The following is a 14,228-nucleotide window of genomic DNA, read 5'->3' as shown; positions in this document are numbered from 1 at the left end:
ATCCATGCCATGAGTGCAATACGCGGGTTGATGTTGTTGTTGCTGCTTTGGCTGTCGGTCATGTCCGTCGCGTCCGGAGCGGCATCGGTGTCCTGGCCGGATGAGCTGCTGTCACTGGAGCAGCAGGATCGTCTCACCGTGCGTGCGCTGGCCGCCTACGGGCTGTTGCCGGATCGCCACCGTAGTCTGGCGATGGAACTGCGAGGGCAGGGTCTGGATCTGCTGGCCGCGGACAGGCGTCGTATCCAGGGTTGGATTGATGAAGCCGCGCTGTCTTCGGCACAGCTTGACGGGCTGAAGACGCTGCTGGTGCTCATGAGCCCGCCGGCGGAGGACACCCGTGCCGCCAATACGGTGGCGGCCAAGGCCGATCCCGCGGTCGTCACGGGGGCGGGACCCTGGTATGAGGTCATCCGCACGGTTGACCTCAAGCTGCCGGATCAGGAGACGAGGATGGAGGCATCCCGGTTACTGCGGGATCCGCAGGGCCGCTGGCATGTGCTGTTCAAGTCGGACCGCCATTCGGAGGCTGCGATCGCAAGGCTGGACGCCGAGACCCTGCAGCCGGAGGGGTCTCCCTGGCCGCTGACCCATGAGGGGCGGCCGCTGGGCTACGTCCACAACGGCATCTTCGACGAGGAGGGGGCGTTGATCGTCTCGCGGATGGCCATGGGGGATGCCTCGCCCCTCGTGAAGGTCTTTCCGGGAACGGAGCGTCCTTCCGAGGTGATTGCCTTCAGCGGCGAGATCACTCAGGTGGGCGGCGCCTTTGATCTGGACTTGGACCATGAAGGCAACATCTACGTAGTGGAGGCCGCTTCGGACTTTTCCGGGGTCAAGGGCGTGAAGAAATTTGCGCCGGATGGCCGGTTCCTGGCCTTTTTCAGTGGTCCCAACGGCCGGGAAGCACATCAGTACGGCCGTATCCGCGACATGCGCATTGCCGCCGACGGCATCATTCATGTGGGGGATACCCATCGCGTGAAGCGCCTGTCCGCCGAGGGCGAACTGCTGAATATCCTGGCCTCCCCGGCTGATGAGATGGCCTGGCGGGGTGGCTCCATGGCCGTGGATGGCCGGGGGCATGTGTTTCTTGCCGATACCGCCCATGGGCGGATACTGCAGTTTTCCCCCGAGGGACAGTTGCTCAATGTCATCGGTCGGCAGGGAACCGACACCGGCGAGTTCATGTTCCTGCGGGACCTGCAGGTCGATGATGCCGGTCGGTTGCATGTCCTGGACGAGATGATCGACGCTGATCGCAAGCACCGGATTCGTCTGCAGATCCTGGCTTCTTCCGACAGGGCGCCCAAGCCCATGCTGTCGGAACAGTTGCACCTGGCCACCTGGGAGCTGCGCGGGGCCAGGGATATCGCGGTGGGTCCCGACGGGACCCTGTGGGCGCTGGCGCGTTGGGAGGAGAAGACGGACGACGGCGCCGTCGGCGTGGTCAGGATCCTGCGTCTGAACCGGGATGGCGAGTGGGTGCCGCACTTCGGGCAGTGGGGCACGACACCGGAAGCCCTGAGCGCGCCCGAGTCGCTGGCTGTTGGGCCGGGAGGCGAGTTTTATGTGCTGGATGCCGGTGAATCCGGTCCGCCGGTGAAGGTTTTTGATGCCGAAGGCAGGTTCCTGCGCGGCTGGGGGACCATCGGCACCTATGAGCAGCGTGCAGAGCCGGGAGTGTTGCGCAGTCCGCGCAAGATCCGCGTGGCGCCGGATGGTACCCTGCTGATCACCGACCCCATGAAATTCGGTGTCCTGCGCTTTGATACTCAGGGAAACTTTCTGCATCAGGCGGGTCGAGAGCGGGAAAGGTACTCCAATGAGATGGAGGGGTTCCCCCAGTATCCCGAGGACGCCTTTGCCGTGGCCGATGGGCGCATCTTCATGCCGGACAAGAACAATGGTCTGATCCAGGTGTTTGATGCCGATGGCGATTTTCTGAGGCTCATCCGGCGAGAGGGGGGGTATCTGGGCGGACTGTCGATTCCCAAGGCGCTGGTGGTGGATTCAAGGGGGTACATCCTCGTCACCGAGGGCCATCATGTTCAGGCCTTCCACGGGGATGGTTCACTGCATGTGAGGCTGGGTGCGCCGGGGGGGCGGGACGGCCATTTCGACGATCCGGTACGGATTGAAATGGCGCCGGACGACAGCTTTTATGTCCTCGACACCTTCCTGATCGGGGATCGCGCCCCTCGCATCCAGCATTTCCGGGCCTTGCCGTAGGGGAGGGACAGGCAGCCGGATGGCCGGGTCAACGGATCATGCCGTCATGCGTACATGATAAAAAGGCGTATTGAACCTTATCAAGGACAACACCCATGACCCCAGGCCTAAAACGGACACTGAGCTGGCTGCACCGCTGGCTCAGCCTGCTTCTGCTGCCTCTGTTCGCCCTCATCATCGTGACCGGGGCGATCCTCTCCTTTGATCCCATCCTGGATGACCTGCGTTCCGGGCCCGCGGCCGAGACGCCGGCGGATGCCGCCGCGCTGGTGCGGTTGCTCAACCAGGTCGATCCCGGGCAGCGGGCGCGGTCCGTGGCGGTGGAGGCGGGCGATGTGGTGCTGCTGGAGTTCCGCCAGCAGAGCCGCTCCCAATTCATGAGCTTTGACCTGAGCACCGGTGAAGCGCTGGAGCCTCGCGGCGAGCAGGGTGATTTCTTCAATACCATCAAACATCTGCACAAGGACCTGTTGCTGAATGCCGCCATCGTGGTGGAGATCGCCACCTACCTGATGGTGCTGGTGATCATTGTCGGCCCCTTCCTGGCCTGGCCCCGGTTGCGCCGGACCCTCATGGGTTGGCATGTGGTGGGCGGCTGGGTGGCCCTGCCGCTGGTACTGATGGTCTCGGTGACCGGGATCCTCATGTCCTTGCACATCGGCACGCCCCAGCTGCCGCCGCTATATCCCGAGGACCCGCGCATGGGCATGGCGCCCGCCATTGAGACGGCCATGGCCACCGGTGATCTGTCCGGTGTGAGGGAAGTGACTCGGGTGAAGAACTCGGCCGCGGCGGTGCGGGGGGTGGACCCTGCCGGCGAGGCGGTGTACGTGGTGAGCCGTCATGGAGTGATCCGGCAGGACAGCTTCCCGGGCCTGGTGAAGTCCCTGCATGAAGGCACCTGGGCCGGTGCCTGGTCCGGCCTGCTCAATCTGCTGGCGTCCGTGCTCCTGATGGGATTGATGGGGACAGGGCTTTGGTCTTGGGCCCGACGTATCCGCCAGGGTCGCCGGCGCAGCGGTGACGCGGATGCGGATATCCTGGTGGCCCACGCCAGTCAGACCGGGACGGCAGCCAGGCTCGCCGATCTGACCCGTCAGGCCCTGCAGGCCGGGGGTGCCCGGGTGATGCATGCCTCGCTGGCGGGGCTGACCCCGGTGGAACTCAAGGGGTTTCGTCAGGTGTTCCTGATCGCGTCCACGGCGGGTGAAGGGCAAGTACCGGAACAGGCGCGTTCGTTTCTCAAGACCCTGGAGGGGGCGGATCTGGCCGGTTGCCGGTTTTCCGTCCTGGCCCTGGGGGATCGCGGTTATACCCACTTCTGTCGGGGGGGCGAGCAGTTGCGCGCGGCCCTGCTGGCCGCCGGAGGCCAGGAAACCCTGCCCATGGTGAAAGTGGACGGGGATCCGGCGGCGGACTGGCGCCGATGGCTGGACCGGGTGGCCGCCCTGCTGGGTATCGGTCTTGGCGACGTGGCCGCGCCCCGGGGGGACCTGCCGGTCCGGCTGACCCTGCGGGAGCGTCGCCAACTCAATGACCCAACCGACCCGGATACCCATGAGGTCTGGAGCCTGCGGTTTGAAAGCGCCGCGCCGCTGGCGTTCCGGCCGGGGGATCTACTGCTGGTGCGGCCTGGTGCCGGTGAGCCGGCGCGACCCTATTCCATCGGCAGCACGCCGGAGGATGATCCACGTTCGATCCTGCTGACCGTGGCCTTGGTGACCCATCGGGAGGCGGATGGGTCGCAGCGGCTGGGCAAGGCTTCGGGTCTGCTGTGCCGGCAACTCAAGGAGGGCGACGTGCTGGAGGGGCAATGGCGTGCCCATCCGGATTTCAATCCTCCCGAGGACCCGGAACGGCCGATGATCATGCTGGCCGCTGGTTGCGGGATTGCCCCGTTCATCGGCTTCATCGCCGAGCAGGCCTGCCGGAAATCCCGCCGTCCGGCCTGGCTGATTTTCGGCAATCGCAAGCGTGCCGGGGATTTCTTCCATGGCGAGCAGCTGGAAGCCTGGCATCGGGACGGGTATCTGCACCGGCTGGATGCGGTGTTTTCCCGGGATCCGGATGGGGGCGGCTATGTGCAGGACCGGTTGCATGGCACCGCCGACACGCTGATGGACTGGGTGCTGGACCGTGACGCGGTGATCTATGTCTGCGGCAATGCCCGGACCCTGGGAGAGGGGGTGCGCACGGCCCTGGCGCAGATCCTGGCGGCGCGTGAGGGGCTGACGTTGGATCAGGCGGCCCGGCGCCTCGGGGAATGGGAGGCCGCCGGCAAGCTGCGGATGGATCTGATCGACTGAGTGGTGCTTTCTCGGCCCAATGCTATCCTGTGCCTTTCTGCCGACCGCGGGGGCGGGCCGGTAGTGTCGTCTCAACCTCATGGGAGAACCGGACATGTCGGAGATTTCTGGAAACACGGCGGCTGGACAGCCGGGCAAGGATCAGACCCTGATGCCGAAGATCATCTATGTGCTGTATCTGATCTCGCCCATCGTCGGTCTGACGGGGCTGATCGGTGTGATCGTGGCCTATGTCTATCGGGGGGACAGCAGTGGCTGGTTGAGAAGCCATTATGATTTCCAGATCCGCACTTTCTGGATGGGGCTGGTGTACATGGTCGTGGGCGTGTTGCTGGCGTTTGTCCTGATCGGGTATCTGGTGCTGTTGTTCTGGTTTGTCTGGCTGATCATTCGGTGCGTGAAGGGATTGAAGGCCCTGGGCGAGGGTCAGGCGGTGACTCATCCCGAACGCTGGTCCTGGTGATGGACGCGTTCCGGGAACGGCTTGGGTAGCAGCCCCCGTGGGAGAGGCCCTTGGCCGCGACTGACGCCCGGTTCTCGCGGATGACTTGTGATTTTTCATCAATTTCGCTAGCCTGAGTGCCGTTGTCGGGTTCAGACGCCGACAACGGCCGGGCCGCCGGTCATCCTTACCCCGGGATGAGCAGGCCGACGCCCATTCCCACGGGGTTTTCCCTTCATCACGAACAGCGCACGACCCCTCGTACAGGCCGGCGCAGGAGATATTCCGCATGCCCGTCATCACCCTCCCCGACAACAGCCGGCGCAGCTTTGATGCGCCCGTCACCGTGGCCCAGGTGGCCGCCGACATCGGTCCCGGTCTGGCCAAGGCCACCCTGGCCGGCAGGATCGACGATCGCCTGGTGGATGCGTCCCATCTGATCGAGGACGATGTCCGTCTGGCCATCATCACCGACCGGGATCCGGAAGGGCTGGACATGATCCGCCATTCCACCGCCCATCTCATGGCCCAGGCGGTGAAGACCCTCTATCCCGGCGCCCAGGTGACCATCGGTCCCGTGATCGAGGACGGGTTCTACTATGATTTCGCCTACGAGCGCCCCTTCCATCCGGAAGATCTGGAAAAGATCGAGGCGAAGATGAAGGAACTGGCCAAGGCCGACCTGAAGGTGGAGCGTCGGGTCATGCCCCGTGACGAGGCGGTGGCATTCTTCCGCGAACAGGGGGAGGAATACAAGGCCCGGATCATCGCCGACATCCCCACCAATGAGGACATCTCCCTGTACAGCCAGGGTGATTTCACCGACCTGTGCCGAGGGCCGCACGTGCCCAGCACCGGCAAGCTCAAGGCCTTCAAGCTCACCAAGGTGGCTGGCGCCTACTGGCGCGGGGACTCCAGAAACGAGATGCTCCAGCGCATCTACGGCACCGCCTGGCCCAACAAGCAGCAGTTGGAGGATTATCTCCACCGCCTGGCGGAAGCGGAGCGCCGCGATCATCGTCGCATCGGTCAGGAGCTGAACCTGTTTTCCATCCAGGAGGATGCCGGCGGCGGTCTGGTGTTCTGGCACCCCAACGGCGCCCGCATTCGTCGCGCCATCGAGCAGTTCTGGTTCGAGATGCACGAGCGGGCAGGGTACGAGTTCCTCTACACTCCCCACATCGCCAATCTGGAACTGTGGAAGACCTCCGGGCACGCGGACTTCTATGCCGAGTCCATGTACGAGCCCATGGATGATGAGCACCAGGCCTTCCAGCTCAAGCCCATGAACTGTCCCTTCCATGTGTTGGTGTACAAGGACCGGCTGCGTTCCTATCGGGACCTGCCCCTGCGCTGGGCGGAGATGGGTACCGTGTATCGCCGCGAGATGTCCGGTGCCCTGCACGGCCTGATGCGGGTGCGTGGCTTTACCCAGGACGATGCCCACATCTTCTGTCGAGAGGACCAGATCGAGGCGGAGATCCTGCGCATTCTGGACCTCACCCTGGCGGTGCTGCAGGCCTTCGGGTTCGAGGACTTTGACATCAACCTGTCCACCCGCCCGGACAAGGCCGTGGGTTCCGATCACATCTGGGCGCACGCCACCGCCGCACTGCGGGCGGCCCTGGAGAAGAAGGGACTGGCCTATGACGTGGACGAGGGGGGCGGCGCCTTCTACGGCCCCAAGATCGACATCAAGATCCGCGATGCCATCGGCCGTCAATGGCAGTGCTCCACCGTGCAGTTGGACTTCAACCTGCCGGAGCGCTTCGACATGGAATACGTGGCGGACGACAACACCCGCAAACGGCCCATCATGATCCATCGCGCCCTGCTGGGGTCCGTGGAACGCTTCTTCGGCGTGCTCATCGAACACTATGCCGGTCACTTCCCCCTGTGGCTGGCGCCGGTGCAGGTGCAGGTGCTCACCATCACCGATCGACAGGGCGATTATGCCCGTCAGGTGGCCGATCTGCTGCGCGAGCAGGGGTTCCGCGCCGAGGCGGACTTGAGAAACGAGAAGATCGGCTTTAAAATCCGCGAGCATACGCTTCAACGAGTGCCGTATCTGCTGGTCCTGGGGGACCGGGAAAAGGATACGGGTACAGTCGCCGTGCGCACGCGCGATGGGCGAGACCTGGGGTCGATGGAGATCGATTCCCTGATTCAGCGTCTCTCCCTCGAAACCGCGAGCCGCGGCCATTCCATTTTGGAGGATTGACATATCAGCGCTGGTAAAGAGAACCGATTAAACGAGCAGATCAATGTTCCCCAGGTGCGCCTGATTGGTGAAGACGGCGAGAACATGGGGGTCATGCCGACTCGCGAAGCTCTGAGAATTGCCGAAGAGGCGGATCTGGATCTGGTGGAAATCGTGCCGACGGCCGAACCACCGGTCTGCCGAGTCATGGACTACGGTAAATTCAAGTTCGAGCACAGCAAGAAGGCGCAGGCTGCCAAGAAAAATCAGAAACAGGTTCAGATCAAGGAAGTCAAGTTCCGTCCGGGAACGGACGAAGGCGACTACCAGGTCAAGCTTCGCAATCTCAACCGCTTTCTGGAGCATGGTGACAAATGCAAGGTCACCATCCGGTTCCGCGGTCGCGAGATGGCGCACCAGGAGCTGGGTGCAAGGTTGCTCGACCGGATCGAAGCCGATCTGGGCGAACTGGCCACGGTGGAGCAGCGCCCCAAGATGGAAGGTCGCCAGATGATCATGGTGATCAGTCCCAAGAAGAAGTGAGCAGTCGGCAGTAGCCGGTAGCCACAATAAAACGGATGCACGGGTCACGGTACACCTGTGCGTCTCGACCAACATGTCGTCAACCAGGCGACATCATCCGGAGTTCAAAGATGCCGAAGATGAAGACCAATCGGGGCGCCGCCAAGCGCTTCACCAAGACCGGCTCGGGCGCCTTCAAGCGTGCCCAGTCCCATCGTCGTCACATCCTGACGAAGAAGAGCACCAAGCGTAAGCGCCACCTGCGTTCCGCCGCCCACATCCATGCTTCGGATGTGGCCGCCGTGCGTCAGATGCTGCCCAACGGCTGAGCCGAGTCACCCAGGAGTTTAGAGCATGGCCCGAGTCAAAAGAGGTGTAACCGCCCACGCCAAGCACAAAAAGGTGCTGAACAAGGCGAAAGGTTACTATGGTGCCCGCAAGAACGTCTATCGCGTTGCCGTGCAGGCCGTCACCAAGGCCGGTCAGTACGCCTATCGTGACCGCCGTCAGCGCAAGCGTCAGTTCCGCGCCCTGTGGATCGTGCGCATCAATGCCGCGGCCCGTGAGTTCGACCTGTCCTACAGCCGTCTGATCGACGGTCTGAACAAGGCCGGCGTCGAGATTGATCGCAAGGTGCTGGCTGATCTGGCAGTGCATGACCTGCCCGCCTTTGGCCGTATCGCCGAGAAGGCCAAGGCTGCCCTGGCGTAAGCACTGCGGACGCAGGCCTGCCCCGCACGGCGGGGCGGGAACGTCAAAAGGGGAAAGGCCTGGCCTTTCCCCTTTTTGTTTTCAACGCAACGACGGAAGCTCCACGTGGAATCCCTTTCCAATCTCACCGACGCGGCGCTCACAGCGATCCGGGCGTCTGCCGATCTGCGCCATCTGGATGAGCTGCGGGTGCACTACCTGGGCAAGAAGGGCGTCATCACCGAACAGTTGAAGTCTCTGGGGGCATTGCCACCGGAGCAGCGCCGGGAGGCCGGGCAGGCCATCAATCAGGCCAAGCAGGTGGTGGCCGAAGCCCTGGAGGCGCGCCGCGAGGCCCTGGAACTGGCGGCTCGGGAGGCCCGTCTGGCGGCGGAGACCCTGGATGTCACCCTGCCGGGGCGGCGTCAGGAGCCCGGCGGCCTGCATCCCGTCACCCTGACCATCGAGCGCATCCAGGCCCTGCTGGAGCAGCTGGGCTTTGCGGTGGCGGAAGGTCCCGAGGTGGAGGATGATTACCACAATTTCGAGGCCCTCAACATCCCGTCCCATCACCCGGCCCGGGCGATGCACGACACCTTCTATTTCGATGCCACCACCCTGTTGCGCACCCATACCTCGCCGGTGCAGGTGCGGGTGATGGAAAACCAGGCGCCGCCGTTGCGCATCATCGCCCCCGGTCGCGTCTATCGCTGCGACTCGGATCTCACCCATAGTCCCATGTTCCATCAGGTGGAGGGGCTGGTGGTGGATGAGCAGGTGACCTTTGCCCATCTGCGCGGCGTGCTGGACGCCTTTCTGCGGGCCTTCTTCGAGCAGAACGATCTGAAGACCCGGTTTCGGCCGTCCTATTTCCCCTTTACCGAACCCTCCGCCGAGGTGGACATCCAGTGCGTGCAATGCGGCGGCCACGGCTGCCGGGTCTGCAAGCAGACCGGCTGGTTGGAGGTAATGGGCTGCGGCATGGTGCATCCCAATGTGCTGGGGCATGTGGGCATCGACAGCGAACGTTATTCCGGCTTTGCCTTCGGGCTGGGAGTGGAGCGCATGGCCATGCTGCGCTATGGGGTCAACGACCTGCGGCTGTTCTTCGACAATGACATCCGTTTCCTGCGCCAGTTCGTCTAACCCATTCCGAATCCAAGGTTGAGTATCTATGAAAATCAGTAATCAGTGGCTGGGTCAGTGGGTGGATCACGGCCTGGCGGTGGACGCCCTGGGCCATCGCCTGACCATGGCGGGCTTGGAGCTGGACGCCGTCACGGCGGTGGCGCAGGACTTTACCGGCGTGGTGGTGGCCCATGTGATTGCCGTGGACCCTCATCCGGACGCAGACAAGCTGCGGGTCTGTCAGGTGGATGACGGCAGCGGCGAGCCGGTGCAGGTGGTCTGCGGCGCCCCCAACGTGCACGTGGGCATGCGCGCCCCCTTTGCCCGGGTCGGCGCGGTCCTGCCCGGTGATTTCAAGATCAAGAAGGCCAAGTTACGGGGGGTGCCGTCCTTCGGCATGCTCTGTTCCGCTCGCGAGCTGGGTCTGTCCGAGGCCCATGAAGGTCTCATGTCCCTGCCGGACGAACCGGCGGCGGGCATGGACATCCGTGCACTGCTGGGGCTGGATGACCTGGTTCTGGAAGTGGACCTGACGCCGAACCGGGCCGATTGCCTGAGCATGGCCGGGGTGGCCCGGGAAGTGGCGACCCTGACCGGTCGGCCCCTGAAGGTGCTTGAGGTGCCGGCGGTGCCGGCGGCCTGCGAGGACGTCTTTCCGGTGCGCCTGGAGGCGGCCGCGGACTGTCCGCGCTATGCCGGCCGGGTGATCCGGGGCGTGAATCCCGCCGCGCCCACGCCGCTGTGGATGCAGGAACGTCTGCGCCGGGCCGGGGTCCGCAGCCTGGGTCCCTTGGTGGATGTGACCAACTACGTCATGCTGGAACTGGGTCAGCCCATGCATGCCTTCGATCTGGCCGTGCTCAATGGTGCCATCGTGGTGCGTCGGGCCAGGGCCGGGGAAAGCCTGGTACTGCTGGATGGCCAGCCGCTCACCCTCGGCGGCGATGATCTGGTGATCGCCGACGAAGGCAAGCTGCTGGCCCTGGCGGGCATCATGGGCGGCGAGGCCAGCGGCGTGACCGATGACACTCGGGATGTATTCCTGGAGTCGGCCCACTTCGTGCCCACGGCCGTGGCGGGGCGTGCCCGTCATCACGGGCTGCATACCGAATCCTCCCATCGTTTCGAGCGGGGCGTGGACCCGGCGCTGCCCCTGCGTGCCCTGGAGCGGGCCACGCAGTTGCTATGCGAGATCGCCGGCGGTACCCCGGGACCGGCCACTGTCGCCGAGGAGGCATCCCAGGTGCCGGTGCGCGCGCCCATTACCCTGCGGCCTGCCCGGGTGAGTCGTCTGCTGGGCCTGGCGCTGCCGCCCGAGCGGATGCGGGAGATCCTCGTGGCCCTGGGCTGCGAGGTGAGCGGGGCAGGGGAGGCCTGGCAGGTGACGGTGCCCTCGTTCCGCTTCGATCTGGCCATCGAGGAAGACCTGGTGGAGGAGATCGCCCGGGTTCATGGCTATGACGATCTGCCTTCCGAGCTGCCCCTGGTCCGCCCCGGCATCACCTGGCTGGACGAGGCGCGGGTGGATCCTCGGCGCCTGCGGTCCCGTCTGTGCGACCTGGGATATCTGGAGGCCATCACCTTCAGTTTCGTGGACGAGGCCCTGGAAGCCCGGTTCTCCCCGGATACCCGACCGCTCAAGCTGGCCAATCCCCTCTCTTCGGAGTTGGCGGTGATGCGCACCACCCTCTGGCCGGGGCTGGTGAAGGCGGCCCGGCACAACCTCAATCGTCAGCAGACTCGGGTGCGACTGTTCGAGACGGGATTGAGGTTCGTGCCCGAAGGCGATGCATTGAAACAGGAAAAGGTCGTCTCCGGCCTGATCTGTGGTGCCCTGCTGCCGGCCCAGTGGGGGCAGGCCGAGCGCCCGGTGGACTTCTTCGATCTCAAGGGGGATGTGGAATCCCTGCTGGCCCTGGCAGGGCTGGACCGGCGGGTGAGCTGGCGGGCCGCCCGCCATCCTGCACTGCATCCGGGCCAGAGCGCGGAACTGGTGCTGGACGGAGAGTCCCTGGGCTGGGTGGGCGCCCTGAACCCGGCGCTGGAAGCCGAGCTGGACCTGGAAATGCCGGTGTTCCTGTTCGAGCTGTCCCTGGACAAGGTCTGCCGGGGCCGTCTGCCCCGATTCCGGGAGCAGAGCCGGTTCCCGGCCATCCGTCGTGACCTGGCCTTGCTGGTGGATGCCGCCCTGCCGGCCGCCCGGGTGGTGGAAATCATCGAGGGCGCCGGTCACGAGGCCCTCAAGGGTGTGAACCTGTTTGACGTGTATACTGGGCAGGGTGTGCCGGAAGGTAGAAAAAGTCTCGCTTTAGGCTTGATTTTACAGGATTTATCCAGCACTCTTACCGACGAAAAAGTGGACGAGATGATCCACGGCATCGTGACCAAATTACAAGAAGAGGTTGGGGCGACCCTCAGAGCTTGATCGATGGCATTGACAAAGGCGGAGATGGCGGAGCGGCTGCATGAAGAACTCGGGCTCAACAAGCGTGAGGCCAAGGAGCTCGTGGAGCTCTTCTTCGAGGAAGTCCGTAGCGCCCTGGAATCGGGGGAGCAGGTGAAGTTGTCCGGATTCGGCAACTTCACCCTCAGGGACAAAAACCAGCGACCCGGTCGCAATCCCAAGACCGGTGAGGAAATCCCCATTTCCGCCCGTCGCGTGGTGACGTTTCGTCCCGGTCAGAAACTGAAGGCGAGGGTCGAGTCCTATGCTGGAAGCGGGCAACAATAGCGAACTCCCGGCCATTCCGGGGAAGCGTTATTTCACCATCGGGGAGGTCAGCGAGCTGTGCGGGGTCAAACCCCATGTGCTGCGCTATTGGGAACAGGAATTCCCCTCCCTCAAGCCCGTCAAGCGGCGAGGCAACCGCCGCTATTACCAGCGACAGGATGTCATCCTGATCCGGCAGATCCGCAGCCTGCTCTATGAGCAGGGCTATACCATCGGCGGCGCAAGACAGAAACTGTCGGGGCAGGAGGCCCGTGAGGATACCTCCCAGAGCCAGCAGATCATCCGACAGATGCGGCTGGAATTGGAGGAGATCCTGCATATCCTGCGGCAGAAGTCCTCGTGAAAAAATATTCGGAATTTTGACTGAAAAAACCTTCACAAATGAAAATATACCCCCTATAATGCTGCACTTTCTCGGGGCGTAGCGCAGCCTGGTAGCGCACCTGCATGGGGTGCAGGTGGTCGGAGGTTCAAATCCTCTCGCCCCGACCAAATCCCGAAAAACCCGGCCTAGGGCCGGGTTTTTTGTGCCCGTCATTCGTCCTGTTCCCGCGAACCTTGCCGGGGGTGCCGCGCATCATGAGTACCGAGGTCGTTCCAGAACACCGCCGGGACTGGCGCGGCGCCCTGTCCGTCTATCGGCATCCCCGGGTCATCGGCATGCTGTTCCTGGGTTTTGCCGCCGGCTTGCCGCTGCTGCTGGTGGGAGGCACGTTCACCGCCTGGTTGCGGGATCTGGGGGTGGAACTGGCCGCCATCGGTTTCCTGAGCTGGGTGGGCATGGCCCACAGCATCAAAATCTTCTGGGCACCGGTGGTGGACCGCATGCCCCTGCCGTTCCTGACCCGTCTGTTGGGCCGGCGGCGGGCCTGGATGATCCTGGCCCAGGGGGTGATCGCCCTGGGGCTTTTGGGCATTGCCCTGACCGATCCCCGCGAGCAGTTGTGGTTGGTGGCCGTCTGGGCGGTGCTCACCGCCTTCGGGTCGGCGACTCAGGACATCGCCATCGACGCCTATCGCATCGAGGCGGTGAGCCGGGACCGGCAGGGGGCCATGGCGGCCTCCTATATCTTTGGTTACCGGGTGGCCCTTCTGGCCGCCGGGGCAGGCGCCCTGCATCTGGCCGCGGTGGGGGACTGGAGCCTCTCCTACGGGGTGATGGCCGCGCTGATGGCCGTGGGCGTGATCACCACCCTGATCATCCGCGAGCCGGAAGTGATCATCGATGGCGGCACCCGGCAACTGGAGCAGCGGGTGGTGGACTATCTGGATCGTACCCCCCATCGCGGTTGGCGCCGCCGCTTCACCGCCTGGTTCATTAGCGCGGTGGTCTGTCCCTTTGCCGATTTCTGGCACCGGTACGGCAGGACGGCCCTGCTGGTGCTGCTGTTCGTGGCCCTGTTTCGCATCAGCGACATCTTCATGGGGGTGATGGCCAATCCCTTCTATCTGGACCTGGGCTTTACCAAGACGGAGATCGCCAACGTGGCCGCGGCCTTCGGCCTGGCCATGACCCTGACCGGGGCCGCCCTGGGAGGGCTTTTGGTGATGCGTTTCGGCATCACCCGGATGCTCATCGCCACCGCTTGTCTGGCTCCCCTGACCAATCTGACCTTTTCCTGGTTGGCCGGGTTGGGTCCGGAGTTGTATGGTCTGGTCTTTGCCATCATGGCGGACAATATCAGCGGGGGGTTGGCCATTTCCGTGTTCATTGCCTATCTGTCGAGCCTCACCAATAGCGCCTATACGGCGACCCAGTACGCCCTGTTCAGCTCCATCATGACGCTGCCGGGTCAGTTTCTGGCGGGCTTTACCGGGCTTCTGGCCGAGCAGGTGGGCTGGGTCTGGTTCTTCGTGTCATCGGCCCTCGTCGGCCTGCCGGCCATCGTGCTGGCGGTACTGATTGCCCGCCTGGCCAATCCCGATCGGATGGTCAGACCCGGCCGCCCCGATGATGGCGACGGATAACATGGAGCG

12 protein-coding genes and 1 tRNA gene are annotated in these 14,228 nt (G+C 64.0%); all 13 read left to right on the top strand.

The features are described from left to right. The first annotated feature begins 9 nt into the window (after nucleotides 1–9). Nucleotides 10–2,232 carry an NHL repeat-containing protein gene (locus ACLF6L_RS07990; RefSeq protein WP_412851364.1) on the top strand — a complete coding sequence of 741 codons (2,223 nt, stop codon included), beginning with the start codon at nucleotides 10–12 and terminating at the stop codon, nucleotides 2,230–2,232. 95 nt (nucleotides 2,233–2,327) lie between these two features. Continuing rightward, nucleotides 2,328–4,538, top strand: a complete 2,211-nt coding sequence (locus ACLF6L_RS07985) for a PepSY domain-containing protein (protein WP_412851363.1) — start codon at nucleotides 2,328–2,330, stop codon at nucleotides 4,536–4,538. Between the two features lie 94 nt (nucleotides 4,539–4,632). After that, nucleotides 4,633–5,001, top strand: a complete 369-nt coding sequence (locus ACLF6L_RS07980; protein WP_008931338.1) for a DUF4870 family protein — start codon at nucleotides 4,633–4,635, stop codon at nucleotides 4,999–5,001. Nucleotides 5,002–5,269: 268 nt separating this feature from the next. Then, a complete protein-coding gene (gene thrS / locus ACLF6L_RS07975; RefSeq protein ID WP_412851362.1) occupies nucleotides 5,270–7,201 on the top strand; it encodes a threonine--tRNA ligase in 1,932 nt (643 codons plus the stop codon). Between the two features lie 3 nt (nucleotides 7,202–7,204). Then, entirely contained in the window at nucleotides 7,205–7,723 is a 519-nt protein-coding gene (gene infC / locus ACLF6L_RS07970) for a translation initiation factor IF-3 (protein WP_238617033.1), read from the top strand. A gap of 110 nt (nucleotides 7,724–7,833) precedes the next feature. Continuing rightward, nucleotides 7,834–8,031: a 50S ribosomal protein L35 gene (rpmI, locus tag ACLF6L_RS07965; protein WP_008931335.1), complete on the top strand. Its 198-nt coding sequence runs from the start codon at nucleotides 7,834–7,836 to the stop codon at nucleotides 8,029–8,031. Nucleotides 8,032–8,056: 25 nt separating this feature from the next. Continuing rightward, nucleotides 8,057–8,413 (top strand): 50S ribosomal protein L20, encoded by a 357-nt coding sequence (rplT, locus tag ACLF6L_RS07960; RefSeq protein WP_238616929.1) that lies wholly within the window; start codon nucleotides 8,057–8,059, stop codon nucleotides 8,411–8,413. Nucleotides 8,414–8,518: 105 nt separating this feature from the next. After that, complete coding sequence (gene pheS, locus ACLF6L_RS07955) at nucleotides 8,519–9,538, top strand: phenylalanine--tRNA ligase subunit alpha (protein WP_090206202.1); 1,020 nt, start codon at nucleotides 8,519–8,521, stop codon at nucleotides 9,536–9,538. A gap of 28 nt (nucleotides 9,539–9,566) precedes the next feature. After that, nucleotides 9,567–11,945, top strand: coding sequence for a phenylalanine--tRNA ligase subunit beta (pheT, locus tag ACLF6L_RS07950; protein WP_412851361.1), 2,379 nt, complete (start codon nucleotides 9,567–9,569; stop codon nucleotides 11,943–11,945). A gap of 3 nt (nucleotides 11,946–11,948) precedes the next feature. Beyond that, on the top strand, nucleotides 11,949–12,251 hold the full coding sequence (gene ihfA, locus ACLF6L_RS07945) for an integration host factor subunit alpha (RefSeq protein WP_238616931.1): 303 nt from the start codon (nucleotides 11,949–11,951) through the stop codon (nucleotides 12,249–12,251). Then, nucleotides 12,229–12,594 (top strand): MerR family transcriptional regulator, encoded by a 366-nt coding sequence (locus ACLF6L_RS07940; RefSeq protein WP_238616932.1) that lies wholly within the window; start codon nucleotides 12,229–12,231, stop codon nucleotides 12,592–12,594. Before ihfA ends, ACLF6L_RS07940 begins: the two co-directional genes overlap by 23 nt. Before the next feature lie 72 nt (nucleotides 12,595–12,666). Next, nucleotides 12,667–12,743: transfer RNA gene (locus tag ACLF6L_RS07935), tRNA-Pro, on the top strand. An 87-nt stretch (nucleotides 12,744–12,830) separates the two neighbouring features. Continuing rightward, nucleotides 12,831–14,219, top strand: a complete 1,389-nt coding sequence (locus ACLF6L_RS07930; protein WP_412851360.1) for an AmpG family muropeptide MFS transporter — start codon at nucleotides 12,831–12,833, stop codon at nucleotides 14,217–14,219. Nucleotides 14,220–14,228: the final 9 nt, after the last annotated feature.

It is taken from the genome of Ectothiorhodospira shaposhnikovii (genome assembly GCF_047222355.1).
Classification (GTDB): domain Bacteria; phylum Pseudomonadota; class Gammaproteobacteria; order Ectothiorhodospirales; family Ectothiorhodospiraceae; genus Ectothiorhodospira.
This window is presented reverse-complemented; position numbering and strand designations above follow the sequence as displayed.